This window comes from Nonomuraea sp. NPDC050790, from assembly GCF_044456745.1.
Classification (GTDB): Bacteria; Actinomycetota; Actinomycetes; order Streptosporangiales; family Streptosporangiaceae; genus Nonomuraea.
Genome location: NZ_JBITGF010000012.1, coordinates 180,568 through 198,117, shown reverse-complemented (window position 1 = coordinate 198,117; position 17,550 = coordinate 180,568). Strand labels below are relative to the sequence as shown.

The window sequence follows — 17,550 nt, the reverse complement described above, 5'->3', positions numbered from 1 at the left end:
GCACGTGAAGTCCCTCCTCAGGGGTCATGGATCGCGAAATTTCCGGCCCTAGCGTGGGTCGAGTTCGACGAAACACGACCCAGGAGTGAACGTGACCCTCACGGAGACACGGCGCCAGGCCCCGCCCGCGGTGGTGGCCAGAGCCCTGACCAAGGTGTACGGCCAGGGCGACGCCCAGGTGCGCGCCCTGAGCGGCGTCGACGTGTCGTTCGCCACCGGCGCGTTCACCGCGATCATGGGCCCGTCGGGCTCGGGCAAGTCCACGCTGATGCACTGCCTGGCGGGTCTGGACAGCGCGACCAGCGGCACCGTGCACATCGGCGACGTGGAGCTGACGGGACTCGGCGACAAGCAGCTCACGTTGCTGCGCCGCGAGCGGATCGGCTTCATCTTCCAGGCGTTCAACCTGCTGCCGACGCTGACCGCAGAGCAGAACATCCGGCTGCCGCTGGAGATCGCGGGCCGCCTGGCCGACCAGCCGCTGTTCGACCGGGTGATCGCGACCGTCGGGCTGAAGGACCGGCTGTCGCACAAGCCGAGCGAGCTGTCCGGCGGCCAGCAGCAGCGGGTGGCGGTGGCCCGCGCCCTCATCAGCAAGCCCCAGGTGATCTTCGCCGACGAGCCGACGGGCAACCTCGACTCGCGTAGCGGCGCCGAGGTGCTGTCGTTTTTGCGGACGAGCGTGCGCGAGCTGGGCCAGACGATCGTCATGGTCACCCACGACCCGGTGGCCGCCTCCTACGCCGACCGCGTGGTGTTCCTGCGGGACGGCGTCCTGGTCTCCGAGCTGGCGCAGCCGTCCCCGCAGACGGTCCTCGACACCCTGATGAAGCTGGAAGGGTGAGCGGGTTGATCAAGACGGCTCTGGCCGGCCTGCGCGCGCACAAGCTCAGACTCCTCCTGACCTCCCTGGCGATCACGCTCGGCGTGGGCTTCATCGCGGGCACGTTCGTGCTGACCGACACCATCGACGCGGGCTTCTCCCAGAAGGTCACCGCGGAGGCCGACAAGGTCGCGGTCGCCGTGCTGCCCGAGAACCCGGAGAAGCCGCTGCCCGCCGAGCTGCTGGCCACGATCAGGGAGGTGCCCGGCGTCAGGGACGCGCAGGGCCTGGTCCGCGGCTCCGCTCCCCTGCTCGGCAAGGACGGCAAGGCGGTCGGCGACCTGCCGACCACCGCCGTCTCGCTTCCGACCGGCGAGCTGGCCCGCGCCACGATCCTCACCGGCACCGGGCCGGGCAACGACGACCACGCGGCCGTCGTCGACAGGAACACCGCCAAGGCCCAGGACCTCAAGCCCGGCGACACCGTCACCGTGCTCGACCACCGCCAGGCCAGGCACGACTTCAAGGTCGTCGGCATCCTCGACCCCGGACTGGACCAGGAGCTGGGCTTCACCGGCGCGGTCGGGTTCACCACCGCGACGGCGCAGCGGATGACCGGCGCCAAGGGGTTCTCGGAGATCGACGTGGCCGGGGCCGACCCCGCCGCGCTGAAGCGCGCGGTCGCCGCGGTCGCCGGCGGCGCCACGGTCCTGACCGGCCAGGAGCTGGCCGACCAGATGGCGAAGGCGGCGGGCGTGTCCACGGACATGATCACCGCGGGCCTGCTGCTGTTCGGCCTGATCGCCATGCTGGTGGCCGCGCTGGTCATCTACAACACCTTCAACATCCTCATCGCCCAGCGCACCCGCGAGATGGCGTTGCTGCGCTGCATCGGCGCCACCCGGCGGCAGGTGTTCGGCTCGGTGCTGTTCGAGTCGGCGGTGGTCGGCGTGGTCTCCTCGGTGCTCGGCCTGCTGGCCGGCTACGGGCTCGGCGCGCTGGCGATGACGTTGCTGGCCGCCTTCGACGCGCCGCTGCCGACCGGCGCGGGCGTGTCGCTGGCGCCGAAGACGATCGCGATCGGCCTGGCGGTCGGCATCGTGGTCACCGTGGGCGCGGCGCTGCTGCCGGCCCGCGGCGCGACCAAGGTGGCCCCGATCGCCGCGCTGCGCTCGCAGGTGGAGGAGCAGACGTTCCGCACCGGCGCGCTGCGCATGATCTTCGCCGGGCTGTTCCTGCTGGCGGGGGCGGGTGCGACCGTGGCCGGGGTGATGATGACGCCCGGTGAGATGGTCTCGCTGTTCGTCGTCATGGGCGGCGGCGCGCTGACCTTCCTGGCGGTGCTGATCCTCGGCCCGGTCCTGGTCAAGCCGCTCAGCGCGCTGGTCGGCTGGGTGCCGGGCAAGCTGTTCGGGGTGCCGGGACGACTGGCCGTGGACAACTCTGGCCGCAACCCCAAGCGGGCCGCCACCACCACGGTCGCGCTGACGATCGGGGTCACGCTGATGACGCTCATCTCGGTCATCACGGCGTCCACGCGGGTGACGATGGACGCCAAGCTCGACAACCAGTTCCCGGTCGACTACATGATCATGACCCAGACGCGCGAGCCCGGCATCCCGCGCGAGGTCGGCGAGAAGCTGCGTGCCCAGCCCGAGCTGAGCGCGGTGGTCTCCATCCGCGAGGGCAGCGCCAAGGTCGGCGGGAAGAAGTTCGACGTCGGCACCTGGTCGGGACCGCTCAAGCCGGTCGCCAAGAGCGGCAGCATGTCCGGCTTCGCCCCCGGTCAGGTGGCTCTGACCGACTACCTGGCCACCGACCTCGGGGCCAAGGTCGGGAGCACGATCACGCTGAAGGGCGAGACGCTCAAGGTGGTGGCGGTCCTCGAAGGCTCGGAGACGCCGCTGCCGAGCGTCACGCTGCCCGAGAAGTTCTTCGACGCGCACTTCGCCGCCGCGCTCGACTCCCGCGTCATGGTCAACATCAAGGACGGCGTCGCCCCCGAGCGGGCCCGCGAACTCGTGGAGGCGGCCACCGCCGCCTACCCGACGGTCCAGGTGCAGAGCTCCACGGACGTGCGCGGGCAGTTCGACGACGCGCTCAACATGGTGTTGATGATCATCACGGCGCTGCTGGGGCTGGCCATCCTCATCTCGCTGCTGGGCATCGCCAACACGCTCTCGCTGTCGGTGCACGAGCGCACCCGCGAGTCGGCGCTGCTGCGCGCGCTCGGGCTCACCCGGCCGCAGCTACGCCGAATGCTCTCGGTCGAGGCGCTGGTGCTCGGGCTCATCGGGGCACTGGTCGGAGTGGCGCTCGGCGCCGTGTTCGGCTGGGCAGCGGTCAAGGCGATGATCGACGGCGCGGTCTACCAGCTCCCGATCGGCCAGGTGCTGCTATTCGTGGCGCTGTCGGGGGTGGCGGGGGTGCTCGCCGCGGTCCTGCCCGCCCGCCGCGCCGCCCGCGCCTCCATCGTCGGCTCCCTCGCCGCCGGCTGACTCCCCCGAGCCCGCCGCGCTCTCCGAACCCGCCTCAGGAGGCCGCGCTCCTTGAGCCCGCCTCACGACGCCGCTCCCAAGCTCGCGTCAGGGCGGCGCGCTCAGCGTGCCGTCCTCGCGAGCTCGGGGTGACGGGTCAGCGAGGGGTACGGCCCGGCCACTGCTCGGCGACCGTCTCGGGGTCGAGCAGTGGCCGGATCGCCACCTCTCCGGTGGCCGCGTCGATGACGATGCAGCCGCCGCCCACGCTCTCGGGCAGTTGGGCGGGGTCGGCGGGCTCCGGCTCCCTGACCCAGGCCACGTAACCCTCGCGAAAGGCGTGGAGCCCGACCGAGACGGCCTCGTCGGCGGCCCGGACGCCGTTGAAGTACTCCTCCGCCACCGCGCGCGCCTGGTCCAGGTTCACCGCGGCAGCCCCTGCCGGTCGACGACCACGCAGAAGACGCCCGTCACCGTCGTGTACGGCGGCTCGACCGCCATGTGCCCTCGCTGCGCGTCCACCCAGATCACCTCTCCCGCCATGTTGACCGCGTTCCACGCGTGGGCGCCGCCGCCCGGCCAGCGCACCACCAGCACGGCCGCCGCCCCGTGCCCGGCCTCCGCCAGCCGCCGCGCGATCAGCGGGTAGGCGTTGCGCCCCTGCCCCGCGCACTCGAACCGCTGCCCGACCCAGCGTTCCATCCTGGCGATGCCGCCGTCCTCGCCGGTGAGCAGCGGCCGGCCGACCCGGTCGTACTCGGGCAGCCGCGGCGCGGCCGCCGCGGGCTCGCCGTGCCAGGTGGACAGCACCGCCAGCGCGCAGTCCACGGCGTTGCCCGCCCGGAACGGGTCCTCGGCGGGCCCCTCGCCGTTGATCAGCCGGATCCAGGTGCCGCGCGGATCGGGAAACCGGCTCCCCGCCGGAACGGACCGGATCAGGTCCTGCTCGACCTGCGGGTCGGGGTGCGCCAGCCCACCCGGCACCCCGTACGGCCGGCAACTCGCCAGCCGGGGCGGCCGACCGGGCAGGTCGAACCAGTCCTCCCCGGCAAAACCACCATCCCGAACTCCCAACGGCTGCTCAGAGGGCTGTTCCAAGGACGGCTCCAGGGGCTCGGCCGAGTCGGCGGCCCGTTCGTAGTCACGCCAGCGCACGCCCTCGGCCACCAGCGGGTCGTAGTGCCCGCCGGGAAGGCTCCACCGGTTGCCGGACTTTCGGTCGCGGAACACGACGACCGATCGTAAACTCCCCGTCGCTCCGAGTCAGCGAGTTACCCGATTCTCCCGAACCCACCCGGCGGGCAACACCGGCCCCACCGGCCGCCCCGCGACCAGCGACCCGTCCCTGACAAAGCCCTCGGGACGGCCGCGCAGCCGTTCCACCAGCATGGCCCGCCACGGACCACCGACCGGCAGCTCGCGCAGCTCGTCCGGATCCTCGGCCAGGTCGAAAAGCTGCTCCCGCCCGTCACCGCTGCGCCAGACGTACTTCCACCGCCCGTCGGTCAGCCAGTGCGTGCTCCCGGCCCGCGCGGAGATCACGTGCTCACCGTGCAGCACCGGCCGCGGCTGCCCGGACACCACGTCACGCCCCTCGACCGTGGCCGGAACCGGCAGCCCGGCGGCCCCCAGCAGCGTCGGCATGACATCACGCAGCTCCACCACCCGCGTGTCCACTCCGGGCGCGATGCCGGGCCCGCCCAGGACGAATGGGATGCGCGCGGACCCCTCGTACGGCAGCGACTTGCGGTAGAGGTGATGGTCGCCCATCAGCTCCCCGTGGTCGGAGGTGAACAGCACGATCGTGTTGTCGGCCTTCTCCTCGGCGAGCACCTCGAGGATGCGGTTGACCTGCTGGTCGATGTGCGACATGTGCCCGTAGTAGCCGGCCCTGGCCCGCCGCAGCCGCTCGGGCGGCAGCTCCAGGTACGGCGAAGCCGGATCATGGGGATTCCCGAGCCCGCCCCACATGTCCCCGGCCCACTCCCCCACGGGCACCGGCGGCATCTCCCGATCCATGTACTGCTCGAAGGCCCAGGCGGGCGGGTCGTACGGCGGATGCGGCCGATGAAACCCGGCGTACAGGAAGAACGGCCGCGACCGGTCACGGGTCCGCAGGAACTCCACGGTCCGCTGCGTGACCCAGTTCGTCGGGTGCTGCCACTCGGGCTTGTCCCAGGGCCGGGCGACGGTGCTGTTGCAGTCGACGCCGTGCTCGGCGTAGTCCGCGTCGGCCCGCCCGGTGACCTCGCGCAGCCAGGGCACGTAGTCGTCGATGTCGGCCAGGTCGGCGGCGTGGCGACGGGCGTGGTGCAGGTAGCCGTCGTGCAGTTCGACGCTTTCGAAGCCGAGGGTGTGCCGCTCGGGGTAGACGTGCATCTTGCCGATGGCGTGGGTGCGGTAGCCGTGGGCGGTGAAGGCGCCCGCCATGGTGGTCTCGTACTCCCAGGGCACGCCGTCGGCGTAGCCCACGCGGCCGTGGGTGGTGGCGCGCTGGCCGGTCATGAGGGAGGCGCGGGCCGGCACGCAGGTGGGGTTGGCGGAGTAGGCCCTGGTGAAGCGGCGGGCGCCGGAGGCCCAGCGGTCGATGAAGGGCGTCTCGACGACGGGGTGGCCGTCGATCGACAGGCAGTCGCCCCGCCACTGGTCGGTGAAGATCACCAGGATGTCAGGCTGTGCCACGGTGGACGAGACTCCAGTTCTGGAACAGGACCCGGCCGGGGCCGGGGTCGCTCAGCCGGTCGAAGAGCAGGTCGGCCGCGGGGGTGAAGTCCATGCGGTCGGGTTCGACGAACGTGACCCGGGTGGCGGGCTCGTGCACGCCGCCGACGGCGACGATCGCCACGTCGTCGGGCACGCGCAGGCCGAGGCTGCGCGCGGCCCAGCAGGCCGCGACCCCCGCGGAGTCGCTGAGCGCAAAGACGGCGGTGGGCCGGTCGGGCCGGTCGAGGAGCGCGAGCGCGGCGTCGTGGCCGCGTTCCCAGGAATTGTCCGTGTACGGCATCAGCCACTCCTCGGGCAGCTCCCCCAGAACACTCTGATAGGCCTCGAAGCGCACCGCCCGGTAGTCGTCCTGCCCCTCGCCGGGCCAGCGCCGAAGGCAGGCGATGCGCCGGTGCCCGGCCCCGACCAGGTACCGCATGGCCTCCTCGCACGCCTCCCGCTCGTTGCTGCGGACCACGTCGAAGCCCGAGGGTTCGATCCCGTTGCCGAACACCACCAGGGCCAGCCCCATCTCGACCAGCGGTTCGAGCCTGGCTTGGTCGAAGCCGCGCCGGTGCCACAGGTCGATCGCGGCCCCGTCGGCGACCCGCCTGCGCAGGTAGCCCTCCCAGTCGCCCTGGACGAACATCGCGGTCGCGTACCCGTGCCGCTCGGCGACGGCCGACAGGTCGCGGGCCAGGGCGGCGGCGAAGGGCGAGCCCGGCCGGCGCGGCACGACGTACACCTGCTCGGTCCTCCCCCGCCGCAGCCCGCGGGCGGCGAAGCTGGGCGAGTAGCCGAGTCCGGCCGCGGCGGCGAGCACCCGCTCGCGGGTCTCCGGCCTGGCCCGGCCGTCGTCGCGGTTGTTGAGCACGTAGGAGACCGTCGCCACCGAGACGCCGGCCACGCGCGCGACGTCACGGACGGTCGGTTTGGACGGCACACGCCATTGTTAAACGTTTAACGCCGAGCCGTCAACGGCCCGCCTCCTCAGCCCACCCGCACGGTGATCGTGTGCCATCCGCTCGCGCCGTCCGGCGCCACCGGCGCCCTCTGCTCGACCTGCGTACGGCCCGCCGCGTCGGTGGCCCGCGCCTGGATCGTGTGCTCACCCGGCGCCGCCTGCCAGTCGAACACCCACTGCCGCCAGGTGTCGGCCGTGGGCGCCTCGGCCAGCCGCGCCTGCTGCCACGCGCCGCCGTCCACCCGCACCTCGACCGCGTCCACGCCGGTGTGCTGCGCCCACGCCACCCCCGCGATCGTCGTACGGCCCGCCGTAACCTTGGCCCCGTCGCGCGGCAGGTCGATGCGCGACTGCGTCTTGATGGGCCCCTTGGCCGACCAGCCGCGCGGAGTCCAGTACGCCTCGTCCCGGTCGAAACGCGTCACCTTGATGTCGACCAGCCATTTGGTGGCCGAGACGTACCCGTACAGACCCGGCACCACCTGCCGGACCGGGAACCCGTGCGCGAGCGGCAGCGGCTCGCCGTTCATGCCGACGGCCAGCATGGCGTTCCTGCCGTCCATGACCACGTCCACGGGGGTGCCGCAGGTCCAGCCGTCGTCGGAGGTGGACAGCAGCATGTCGGCGTCGCGCTGGACGCCCGCCTCGCGCAGGATCCCGGCCAGCGGCACGCCGAGCCAGCGCGCGTTGCCCGCCAGGTCGCCGCCCACTTCGTTGGACACGCAGGTGAGCGTGATGTCGGCCTCGGTGAAGGGGCGCTTGAGCAGGTCGGCGTAGGTCAGTTCGATGGGACGGTCGACCATGCCGTGGATGCGCAGCCGCCACTGGCTGGGGTCGATCCTGGGCAGGATCAGCGCGGTGTGCACCCTATAGAAGTCCCGATTTTTCGTGACAAAGGGGGTGAGGCCGTTGAGCCGGAAGTCCACGCCCGGCGGAAGCGCCTTCGCAGGCTGGGCAGCCTTGGGCAGGGCGACACCGCTACGGGCGGCATCGACGGCCTCCGACCCGGACCACGCCCTGCCCACCAGCCCGGAAGCCCCCGCGACCACCACCCCACCGGCCGCCCCGATCAGCAACCGCCGCCGATCGAAGACCATCTCCGGCCCATGAACCGTGGGCCACTCCACAGGCCCACCCTCCGCTGACCCCCCTACGGGATCTTCGGCGGGTTCCCCCGCGCCCGCCTCAGCGGGATTTCCCGCGCGAACCGCGGCGGGCTCCTCCGTGCGAACCGCGCCGGGCTCCTCCGTGCGAAGCCCGGCAGGCTCCCCGGTGGACGCGCCGGCGACGGCCGGGGCCATGCGGTACGCCCGCCGTACCAGGAGACCGAGCGCCCAGATGCCCACCGCGAGCCCGATCACCGTGGGCAGCACGTCGGCGGGGCCGGCATCGGGACGGGTCAGCACCGCCCACACCCCGATGACCGCGAAGGCGGCCAGCCCCGCCTGGCCGTACCCGATCCGCCGGGTCGCCAGCACGCCGAGACCCGCCGCGGCCGCCGCGAGCAGCACGAGCACGCCCCCGACCAGCACGGCCTTGTCGTTCTCGCCGAACGTCGCGATCGCCCAGTCCTTGAGCGGAGCGGGCGACAGATCCACGACCGCGTCACCCACGGCCACCACGGGAAAGGACTCGGGCCGCACGATCGCCGCGGTCAACTGGGCGATCCCCAGCGCCACGGCCCCGGCCACGAGCCCGGCAAGCGCTCCCGCCCACGCGGGAACCACACGTCTACGCACACCCCGACGCTACGCCAGCCCCGGGGCGGGAGTTCTTACGCCCTGGTTACGAGGAGTTCGCGGACGATCGGGTCGAGGGCGCGGAAGGCGCGGCCCCGGTGGCTGATGGCGTCCTTCTCCGCGGGCGTGAGCTCGGCCGTGGTACGGCTCCCGCCGTCCGGCACGAAGATCGGGTCGTACCCGAAGCCGTGGGACCCGCGGCGCTCGCGGATCAGCCGTCCGGGCAGCGTGCCCTCGACCGCCCGCGTCTCCCCGCTGGGCAGCGCGAGCGCGGCGGTGCAGGCGAAGTGCGCGGTCAGCAGTTCGTCCGGCACGTCGCCCACCTGGGCGAGCAGCAGGTCGATGTTGGCCTCGTCGGCGCCGTGTCGGCCCGCCCAGCGGGCGGAGAAGACGCCGGGCATGCCGTTGAGCACGTCGACGCAGAGCCCGGAGTCGTCGGCGACCGCGGGCAGCCCGGAGCCTTGGGCGACCGCGACGGCCTTGAGCAGGGCGTTCTCCTCGAAGGTGACGCCGGTCTCCACGACGTCCTCGATCTCGGGGAACTCCTCGAGGCCCACGATGTCGAAGCCGCCGAGGATGCGCCGCAGTTCGGCGATCTTGCCCTTGTTGCGGGTGGCCAGGATGATCTTCACGCGCCCAGTGCCTCCTGCTGGTGGAGCGTCAGCTCCTCGCAGCCGGTCACGGCCAGGTCGAGGAGCTGGTTGAGTGCGTCACGGTCGAAGGGGACGCCCTCGGCGGTGCCCTGGACCTCGACGAAGCTGCCCTCGCCGGTCATGACGACGTTCATGTCGGTCTCGGCGGCGACGTCCTCGGTGTAGCAGAGGTCGAGCATCGGCACCGCGCCCACGACGCCCACCGACACCGCGGCGACCGAGCCGACCAGCGGGTCCCCCGGGCACATCTTGCGCTTGCGCATCCACGCGACCGCGTCGGCCAGCGCCACGTACGCGCCGGTGATGGCCGCGGTGCGGGTGCCGCCGTCGGCCTGCAGCACGTCGCAGTCGATCAGCACCGAGTTCTCGCCCAGCGCCTTGTAGTCGACGCAGGCGCGCAGCGAACGGCCGATCAGCCGGGAGATCTCGTGGGTGCGCCCGCCGATCTTGCCGCGGACCGACTCACGGTCGTTGCGGGTGTTGGTGGCCCGGGGCAGCATCGCGTACTCGGCGGTGACCCAGCCCTGCCCGCTGCCGCGCCGCCAGCGCGGCACGCTGTCCTGGACGGACGCGGCGCACAGGACCCTCGTGCCGCCGAACTCCACCAGCACGGAGCCCTCCGCGTGGGTGAGCCAGTTGCGGGTGATGGTGATCGGGCGGAGCTGATCCGGGGTGCGGCCATCCTGTCGAGACATGCAGATCACCCTATCTCCGCGGGCCTATACCCTTGACCGCCCCCGGCCTAGACATAGATCCTTACCCAATGACAACGGGGGTGTTACGAAACCCGGACTTCCTCCGATTCATGGGTTCACATCTGGCCAACGAGTTCGGAGCCAACATCGCACGGGTGGCCCTCCCCCTGGTCGCCGTGCTGTCGTTGCACGCGTCGCCGTTCGAGGTGGGCGCGCTCGCAGCGCTGCAGTCCGTCGCTTTCCTGATCATCGGGTTGCCCGCGGGGGTGTGGGTCGACCGCATGCGCAAGCGCAGGGTGATGATGTTCGCCGACGCGGTGCGCTTCCTGCTGCTCAGCAGCATTCCGCTGGCCGCGGCGCTGGGCGTGCTGAGCATGCCGGTGCTCTACGCGGTCGCCCTGCTCGCCGGACTGGTCCAGGTCTTCAACGACGTGGCCGATCCGACCTACCTTCCGTCACTGGTCGGTAAGGAGGATCTCACCGACGGCAACGCCAAGCTGGAGGTCGTGCGCAACGGGGGCGCGCTGGCCGGTCCGAGCCTCGGCGGCGCTCTGGTGCAGTTGCTGGGTGCCCCGCGCACGATGCTGGCCACCGCGCTGGCCGCCCTGGCCTCGGTCGCCTTCCTGGGCACGATCAAGAAGCCGGAACCGGCGCCCGTCCGATCGGAACGTTCCCGGCTCCTTCCCGACATCGCCGTCGGGCTGCGGGCCGTATGGGGTGACCAGGTCCTGCGGGCCTTCCTGGCCGCGACGGCCGCGACCAACGTCTGCGTGAGCGCCGTGCTCAGCCTGTCGGTGTTGTTCCTGGCCACCGTGGTGCACCTGCCGCCCGGCATCATCGGCGTGCTGCTCATGTCGGGCGCGGTCGGCGGTCTGCTCGGCGGCGTTTTCGGCGCATGGCTGTTCAGGAGGTACGGCCAGGCCAGGGTCACCTGGCTGGCCCTCGCCCTGAGCTCGCCGTTCGGCCTGCTGCTGCCCATGACGCAGGCCGACTGGCGGGTCTCGTTCTTCGCGCTGACCTCGATCGCGCTGTCCTTCGGCGGCATCCTCTACAACATCGGCGTGATCACCTACCGGCAGACGGTCATGCCGGAGAACGTGCTCGGCCGCGTCAACGCCACGGTCAGGTTCATCGTCTGGGGCACGATGCCGGTCGGCGCGCTGCTCGGCGGCATCGTGGCCCATGAGATCGGCGTGCGCGAGGCGCTGTGGGTGTTCATGGCGGGGCGGCTGGTCTCGTTCGCGCCCCTGCTGTTCTCCCGGCTGCCGCGCATGCGGGACTTCGTGAAGATTCAGGCCAGCTCGTAGACCGCCCCGCTGCGGGCCAGCTCGATCGGGCCGGCGAACCCGCCGCTCGACGCCTCGTCGAGCACCCGGCGGCGGTCGTGCCACGGCACGAGGTGGGTCAGCACGAGCCGGCCCACGCCCGCCTTCGCCGCGTGCTCGGCGGCCTGGCGGCCGGTCAGGTGCAGGCCCTGCGGCAGGTCGGGGCCCTCCAGGAAGGAGGCTTCGCACAGGAGCAGGTCGGCGGCGTCGGCCAGCCGTACCAGTTCCTCCGACTCGCCGGTGTCGCCGGAGTAGGCGACGCTGCGCCCGCCATAGGCGGCGCGGAAGCCGTACGTCTCGACGGGGTGGTTGACGCGGCCGGCCGTCACCGTGAACGGCCCGATCTCGAAGCTGCCGGGAGCCAGCGCGACGAAGTCGAAGGCGGTCTCCAGGCCGGGCTCCTCGGGCATGCCGTAGGCGGCGGCCAGCCGTCGTGAGGCGTCGCGCGGCGCGTAGACGGGCACCCTCGGGTACGGCGCGGCCGGCCCGTAGGTGCGTGCCACGTGGTATCCGCACAGGTCAAGGCAGTGGTCGGCGTGCAGGTGGGTGAGGCAGATGGCGTCGACGTCATAGAGGTCGATGTGGCGTTGGAGCGCTCCCAGCGCTCCACTGCCGAAGTCGAGCAGCAACCTGAACCCCTCTGCCTCCAGCAGGTAGCAGGACGCGGGGCTGTCCGGGCCCGGGAAACTGCCCGAGCAGCCGACGATGGTCACCTTCATGTGGGCCTCCCAAAAGAGGTACTACCCCCCACGGGTGCGAGGTCGACCGCGTCGATCTCCGGCCCCAGGAAGCGCCGCCCGAGCTGGGCGAACAGGGTCGAGTCGCCGGTGGCGAGGAACCGGTGCCGGGGGGTGGCTCCGCTCCCGGCCGCCAGGCCGCGGTCGTGCAGGATCCGGTAGACGTCCTTGGCCGTCTCGTCCGCGCTGGAGACCAGCGTGACGCCGTCACCGGCGACGTAGGAGATCGCGCCGGTCAGGAGCGGATAGTGGGTGCAGCCCAGGATGAGCGTGTCGCATCCGTCGTCCTGGACGGGCGCCAGGTAGCCGCGGAGCACCTCGATGAGCTCGTCGCTCATCGTCTCGCCGCGTTCGACGTACTCGACCAGGCGTGGGGCGGCCACGCCGGTCAGTCGCATGTCGGGTGCGGCGGTGAAGGCGTCGTTGTAGGCCATCGACTCGATGGTCGCGCGGGTGGCGATCACGCCGACCCGGCCGTTGCGGGTGGCCCGCACGGCCCGGCGCGTGGCCGGCTGGATCACCTCGACCACCGGGACGTCGTAGCGCTCGCGGGCGTCGCGCAGCACGGCGGCGCTGGCGCTGTTGCACGCGATCACGAGCATCTTGACGCCGGTATCGACGAGGTGATCCATCACCTCCAGGGCGTACTTGCGCAGCTCGGCGATGCGTTTGGGACCGTACGGCTGGTTGGCCGTGTCGGCGACGTAGGTGACGGACTCGTGCGGCAGTTGGTCGATGATCGCCCTGGCGACCGTCAGGCCGCCCACCCCGCTGTCGAAGATCCCGATGCTCGCGTCTGGCACGCATTCGAGGGTAGGCGACCTGCCACGACTTCACCGCGTAAGAATGCTCACATTGCCTATCCGCGCCCCACCCTGGCCAGTTGCCTGGACTGGGCCACCAGGCGGCCGGCGGAGTCCCACACCTCGACCTCCTCGTCGAACCAGCCGTCGGCGATGAGCCGGCCGCCGGCGCTCAGGGTCAGCCAGCCGGGGGCGGGGACGGCGCGCAGGTGCCAGGTCAGGTCCACGGTGGGCGCCCAGCCGCGGTGCCCGGCCGAGAAGACCACGGGCGGCAGCGCGTCCACGGCCAGCGCCAGCACGTACGGGTCGGGGTCCTGCTCCTCGGCCATCCTGAAGTAGGCCCGCGACTCGGGGCGGCCGCTCGGGGCGCCGCTCAGCCAGCCGATCGTGGGCGGGTCGAAGCGCAGGTCCATCTGGGCGTTGAGCGTCATGCCCGACTCGGGCTTGGGGTCGGGCAGCTTCCCGCACTCCTCGATCGGGGGCAGCGCGGGCGGTTCCCCGCTGAAGTCGGGCGCGGCGCCGGTGAGCGTGGCCGTGGTGATCAGAGCCTCGATCTGCGGCACGTCGTTCTGGATCAGCCGCGCGCGGGCGAATGCCGCGGTACGGCCGGCCTTGAGCGGCTCAATCATGACCCGGGCCGGACCCGCCACCGGAGCCTTGAGGAACTGCGTCGAGGTGCTCACCGGATGCTCGAACGGCGAGGCGTCCACCGCGGCCCGCAGGATCACCGCCATCAGGTAGCCGCCGTTGAGCGGTCCCCCGATCGCGTAGCCGGGGTCGAGGCAGACGTCGTAGGTCTGGTCGTCGACCCTGATCGCCTGGGTCGCCTCGTCGAACTTGGTCATCCCGTTGCCACCTCAAGTCCGGAACTAAATTCTAGTAAACCCATACTCTAGGGCATCCCGCCTATCAGCGCGCCTACCTGCGTAAACGTGATCCGGGTGCGAAGGTCGCGCGCATGGCACTCACCGAGCTCATGGGTCAGTCGGTCTGGGACTCCCAGGGAATCTGGGTCGGACACGTCGTGGACGTACGCGTGGTCAAGAACAAGGGCGGCCTCCAGGAGAGCCACACGGTCTACGGGCTCGTGGTCTCGGCGATCCGCGGGCCGGTCTTCTTCGGGCTGACCCGCGACCGCGAGGGACGTTTCGGATGGGTGTCCGAGAAGGTGGCGAAGATCGTTTACACGGGATGCACGTTCGTGCCGTGGGAGACGGTCGAGGACTACGGGGGCGGTGAGGTGATCCTCAAGACCCAGAAGAAGGAGCTTTCACGGGTGTAACACGATTTAGTCCATTGCAAGCGATCCGCTAGAGACATCCGATAACTTCCATGTGGTCAAAAATCCACATTGTGAGTTGAGTGATGTCTGCGAATAATCCCCCGAGTGGCCAGGATCCGGATCGGACGACGGCATACCGCTGGAACGAGGAGCAGCAGCCGTACCCGCCGCAGCAGCCCTACCAGCAGCAGCAGCCCCAGTACGGCCAGCAGCAGCCCTACGGTCAGCAGGCCGCTTACGGGCAGCAGCCGTCCCAAGGCCAGCCCCCCTACGGTCAGCCTGCCTACGGTCAGCCCTCATATGACCAGCCTTCGCATGGTCAGCCCTCATACGGCCAGCCCTCCCAGGGCTCATATGGTCAGCCTTCGCATGACCAGGCTTCCTACGGCCAGCACCAGCAGTACGGCCAGCAGCCCTACGGCCAGCAGCAGCCCCAGTACGACCAGCAGCAGCAGTACGGCGGCTGGCAGCAGGAGGGCCCGGAGGGTTTCGGTCCCTCGGAGCCGCCGGCCAAGCAGGGCGGCGGCAACCGCAAGGGCTGGATCATCGCCGGGATCGCGGCGCTGGCCGTCATCCTGTTCGGCGGCGGCACCGTCTACGCGCTGAGCGCGCTGGGTGGCGGCGGCACGCAGCCGCACGAGGTGTTGCCCGCAGAGTCCTTCGCCTACATGCGCCTGGACCTCGACCCGGCCGCCAACCAGAAGGTGGCGTTGTTCCAGATCGCCAGGAAGTTCACCGTCACCAAGGACTCCTTCAAGGGTGAGGACCCGCGCCAGGCGCTGTTCGACGCCGCCACCAAGGACGACGAGCGGCTGTCCAAGCTGGACTTCGCCAAGGACGTCGACCCCTGGCTCGGCAGCCGGATCGGCGTCGGCGTCCTGCCGCCCGCCGGCGGCTCGAAGGAGCCGGGCTTCGCCGTGGCCGTCCAGGTCAAGGACGAGGAGCAGGCCAAGGCGGGCATCGCCAAGCTCATGGGCGAGGAGAAGTACGGCCTGGCCTTCCGCGACGACTACGCGATCCTCACGGAGAAGCAGGCCGACGCCGACAAGTACGCCACCGGCTCGACCAGCCTCGCCGACAACACCGACTTCGGCGGCGACATCGACGCCGTGGGCGAGCAGGGCGTGCTGTCCTTCTGGGGTCACGTGGGCAAGATCGCCGAACTGGCCAAGCCCGACATGTCGCCCGAGGAGACCAAGGCGTTCGAGCAGATCAAGAACGCCCGCTTCGCCGGCGCGTTCCGCTTCGACGCCGCCTACGCCGAACTGGCCGGCATCGTGAGGGGCGCCGACGGCCTGGTCACCAGCGACCCCGAGGCCGCCAACCTCGCCACGCTCCCCGCCAGCACGGCGGGCGCACTCTCGATCTCCGGCCTCGACCAGATCATCACCAAGAAGTGGGCCGAGATCGAACAGTCCATGGCCGCCACCCCGGGCGGGGCCCAGATGAAGCAGTTCGTGGAGCAGGCCAAGACCCAGTACGGCCTGGCCCTGCCCGACGACCTGGCCACCTTCCTGGGCAAGAACCTGACCATCGCGGTGGACGGCGAGGGCCTGGACAGCCAGCAGTTCAAGGCCGGCGTCCGCATCGTCACGGACCCCGCCAAGGCGCAGGCCATCGTGGACAAGGTCGAGAAGGCGATCACCGCCCAGGGCCAGCCGGCCCCGCAGATCGCCAAGGTCCCCGGCGACGGCACCTTCACCCTCGCCACCACGGACGAGTACGCCAAGAAGCTGGCGGAAGAGGGCGCCCTGGGCGACAGCGAAACCTTCAAAACCGCCATCCCCGACGCTGGCTCCACCAGCTACGCCCTCTTCGTGGACCTGGACAAGGTGGAGAAGCTCTACCTGCAGAACCTGCAGGGCGAAGAGAAGACCAACCTGCAGGCGCTCCGCGCAGTGGGCCTGAGCGGCAAACAAACCACCTCAGAGGCCACCTTCTCTCTCCGCCTCCTCTTCAACTAACAAAACCCAAAAGAGGGGCAGAGCCACTAGGCCCTGCCCCTCTTCCACACCCACCACACCCCAGCCCACCGCACCACCAATCCCCCCGCACCCGCCCTCCGCACCCCCGCGCACCGCATCCCAACCCACCCGAGCACATCGCCACCACCGCCGCCGCACGGCCGCACAACCTGACGGCCCCAACGCTCTTCAGCGCCGGTACGGCGGGACGATGTGCGGTGGAGCCCGGCGCAACACGCACGGTCGGCAAGCACCGCCCGCCAGCACCGCAGGCGACGCCCGGTCGCGGTGGCGCCCAACACCCCGCCACCCCCGACGCTTGTCAGCGCCGGTACGGCGGGACGATGTGCGATGGAGCCCGGCGCAACACGCACGGTCGCCGAGGCGGGAAGACCCTCAGAAAATCCAGGAACTGCCCCGGGAGAACCGGATCACGCCCAGAGCTGCCCGTCGAGGCGGTGTTCGGCCTCGTCGAGGGTGCCTTCGTACGCGCCGGTGGACAAGTACTTCCAGCCGCCATCCGCCACCACGAACACCACGTCCGCCCGCGCCCCAGCCTTGACCGCCTTCCCCGCCACCCCCAGCGCAGCATGCAAAGCCGCCCCCGTGGAAACCCCAGCGAAGATCCCCTCAGCCTCCAGCAGCTCCCGGGTCCGCCGCAACGCATCCCCCGACCCCACCGAAAACCGGGTGGTCAGCACGGACTCGTCATAAAGCTCAGGAATGAACCCTTCGTCCACGTTCCGCAGCCCATAGACCAGTTCCCCATACCGAGGCTCGGCGGCGACGATCTGCACCTCCGGCACCCGCTCACGCAGGAACCGCCCCACCCCCATCAGCGTCCCGGTCGTCCCCAGCCCCGCCACGAAGTGCGTCACCGTCGGCAGATCAGCCAGAATCTCCGGCCCGGTCGTCTCATAGTGGGACCGCCAGTTGGCCGGGTTCCCGTACTGGTACAACATCACCCAGTCCGGATGCTCGGCCGCCAGCCCCTTGGCCACCCTGACGGCTTCGTTCGAGCCGCCGGCGGCCGGCGAGGAGATGATCTCCGCGCCCCACATCCGCAGCAACTGCCGCCGCTCCTCGGAGGTGTTCTCCGGCATGACGCAGATCAGCCGGTACCCCTTCAACTTGGCCGACATCGCCAGCGAGATGCCGGTGTTCCCGCTGGTCGGCTCCAGGATCGTGCAGCCGGGGGTGAGCAGGCCGTCCTTCTCCGCCTGCTCGATCATCCACAGCGCGGGCCGGTCCTTGATGGAACCTGTGGGGTTGCGGTCCTCAAGCTTGGCCCACACGCGCACCTCGGCGGAGGGCGAGAGCCTGGGCAGCCCGACGAGCGGCGTGCGGCCGACGGAGTCGATCAAAGATTCAAAGCGCATCGTGTA

16 protein-coding genes are annotated in these 17,550 nt (G+C 71.0%); 5 read left to right on the top strand and 11 right to left on the bottom strand.

Features of this window, described 5'->3' with window-relative positions:
* Nucleotides 1-91 precede the first annotated feature (91 nt).
* Together ACIBEJ_RS44850 and ACIBEJ_RS44845 are read left to right on the top strand one after the other, a co-directional pair.
* Nucleotides 92-844, top strand: a complete 753-nt coding sequence (locus ACIBEJ_RS44850) for an ABC transporter ATP-binding protein (RefSeq protein WP_397189089.1) — start codon at nt 92-94, stop codon at nt 842-844.
* Nucleotides 841-3,321: an ABC transporter permease gene (locus ACIBEJ_RS44845; RefSeq protein WP_397189088.1), complete on the top strand. Its 2,481-nt coding sequence runs from the start codon at nt 841-843 to the stop codon at nt 3,319-3,321. Before ACIBEJ_RS44850 ends, ACIBEJ_RS44845 begins: the two co-directional genes overlap by 4 nt.
* A gap of 136 nt (nt 3,322-3,457) precedes the next feature.
* Here the strand turns inward: ACIBEJ_RS44845 and ACIBEJ_RS44840 are convergent, their stop codons facing one another.
* Genes ACIBEJ_RS44840 through rph form a run of 7 tightly spaced genes read right to left on the bottom strand, consistent with a single transcriptional unit; the run spans nt 3,458 to nt 10,054 of the window.
* Nucleotides 3,458-3,727 (bottom strand): hypothetical protein, encoded by a 270-nt coding sequence (locus ACIBEJ_RS44840; RefSeq protein ID WP_397189087.1) that lies wholly within the window; start codon nt 3,725-3,727, stop codon nt 3,458-3,460.
* Nucleotides 3,724-4,530: a toxin glutamine deamidase domain-containing protein gene (locus ACIBEJ_RS44835; RefSeq protein WP_397189086.1), complete on the bottom strand. Its 807-nt coding sequence runs from the start codon at nt 4,528-4,530 to the stop codon at nt 3,724-3,726. Before ACIBEJ_RS44835 ends, ACIBEJ_RS44840 begins: the two co-directional genes overlap by 4 nt.
* A 33-nt stretch (nt 4,531-4,563) precedes the next feature.
* Nucleotides 4,564-5,982 carry an arylsulfatase gene (locus tag ACIBEJ_RS44830; RefSeq protein WP_397189085.1) on the bottom strand — a complete coding sequence of 473 codons (1,419 nt, stop codon included), beginning with the start codon at nt 5,980-5,982 and terminating at the stop codon, nt 4,564-4,566.
* Nucleotides 5,969-6,946: a LacI family DNA-binding transcriptional regulator gene (locus ACIBEJ_RS44825; RefSeq protein ID WP_397189084.1), complete on the bottom strand. Its 978-nt coding sequence runs from the start codon at nt 6,944-6,946 to the stop codon at nt 5,969-5,971. Before ACIBEJ_RS44825 ends, ACIBEJ_RS44830 begins: the two co-directional genes overlap by 14 nt.
* A 47-nt stretch (nt 6,947-6,993) precedes the next feature.
* Nucleotides 6,994-8,706 (bottom strand): molybdopterin-dependent oxidoreductase, encoded by a 1,713-nt coding sequence (locus tag ACIBEJ_RS44820; RefSeq protein ID WP_397189083.1) that lies wholly within the window; start codon nt 8,704-8,706, stop codon nt 6,994-6,996.
* A 35-nt stretch (nt 8,707-8,741) separates the two neighbouring features.
* Nucleotides 8,742-9,338 carry an RdgB/HAM1 family non-canonical purine NTP pyrophosphatase gene (gene rdgB / locus ACIBEJ_RS44815; RefSeq protein ID WP_397189082.1) on the bottom strand — a complete coding sequence of 199 codons (597 nt, stop codon included), beginning with the start codon at nt 9,336-9,338 and terminating at the stop codon, nt 8,742-8,744.
* Nucleotides 9,335-10,054 (bottom strand): ribonuclease PH, encoded by a 720-nt coding sequence (gene rph / locus ACIBEJ_RS44810; RefSeq protein WP_397189081.1) that lies wholly within the window; start codon nt 10,052-10,054, stop codon nt 9,335-9,337. Before rph ends, rdgB begins: the two co-directional genes overlap by 4 nt.
* Nucleotides 10,055-10,164: 110 nt before the next feature.
* Between rph and ACIBEJ_RS44805 the strand changes: the two genes are divergently transcribed.
* Complete coding sequence (locus ACIBEJ_RS44805; protein WP_397189080.1) at nt 10,165-11,361, top strand: MFS transporter; 1,197 nt, start codon at nt 10,165-10,167, stop codon at nt 11,359-11,361.
* Here the strand turns inward: ACIBEJ_RS44805 and ACIBEJ_RS44800 are convergent.
* Genes ACIBEJ_RS44800 through ACIBEJ_RS44790 form a run of 3 tightly spaced genes read right to left on the bottom strand, consistent with a single transcriptional unit; the run spans nt 11,346 to nt 13,764 of the window.
* Nucleotides 11,346-12,098 carry an MBL fold metallo-hydrolase gene (locus tag ACIBEJ_RS44800; protein ID WP_397189079.1) on the bottom strand — a complete coding sequence of 251 codons (753 nt, stop codon included), beginning with the start codon at nt 12,096-12,098 and terminating at the stop codon, nt 11,346-11,348. The two genes, ACIBEJ_RS44805 and ACIBEJ_RS44800, sit on opposite strands and share 16 nt — an antisense overlap.
* Entirely contained in the window at nt 12,095-12,919 is an 825-nt protein-coding gene (gene murI / locus ACIBEJ_RS44795) for a glutamate racemase (protein WP_397189078.1), read from the bottom strand. The genes ACIBEJ_RS44800 and murI overlap by 4 nt, the downstream gene beginning before the upstream one ends.
* Before the next feature lie 56 nt (nt 12,920-12,975).
* Complete coding sequence (locus ACIBEJ_RS44790; RefSeq protein ID WP_397189077.1) at nt 12,976-13,764, bottom strand: thioesterase family protein; 789 nt, start codon at nt 13,762-13,764, stop codon at nt 12,976-12,978.
* A 113-nt stretch (nt 13,765-13,877) separates the two neighbouring features.
* On the opposite strand from ACIBEJ_RS44790, the gene ACIBEJ_RS44785 reads away from it, so the two are divergent.
* Entirely contained in the window at nt 13,878-14,201 is a 324-nt protein-coding gene (locus tag ACIBEJ_RS44785) for a hypothetical protein (protein WP_397189076.1), read from the top strand.
* Between the two features lie 83 nt (nt 14,202-14,284).
* The gene (locus tag ACIBEJ_RS44780) at nt 14,285-16,165 is read left to right on the top strand and encodes a DUF3352 domain-containing protein (protein WP_397189196.1); all 1,881 of its coding nucleotides are present in this window, start codon (nt 14,285-14,287) and stop codon (nt 16,163-16,165) included.
* 431 nt (nt 16,166-16,596) lie between these two features.
* On the opposite strand, the gene ACIBEJ_RS44775 is transcribed toward ACIBEJ_RS44780, so the two are convergent.
* Nucleotides 16,597-17,544: a PLP-dependent cysteine synthase family protein gene (locus ACIBEJ_RS44775; RefSeq protein ID WP_397189075.1), complete on the bottom strand. Its 948-nt coding sequence runs from the start codon at nt 17,542-17,544 to the stop codon at nt 16,597-16,599.
* Nucleotides 17,545-17,550: the final 6 nt, after the last annotated feature.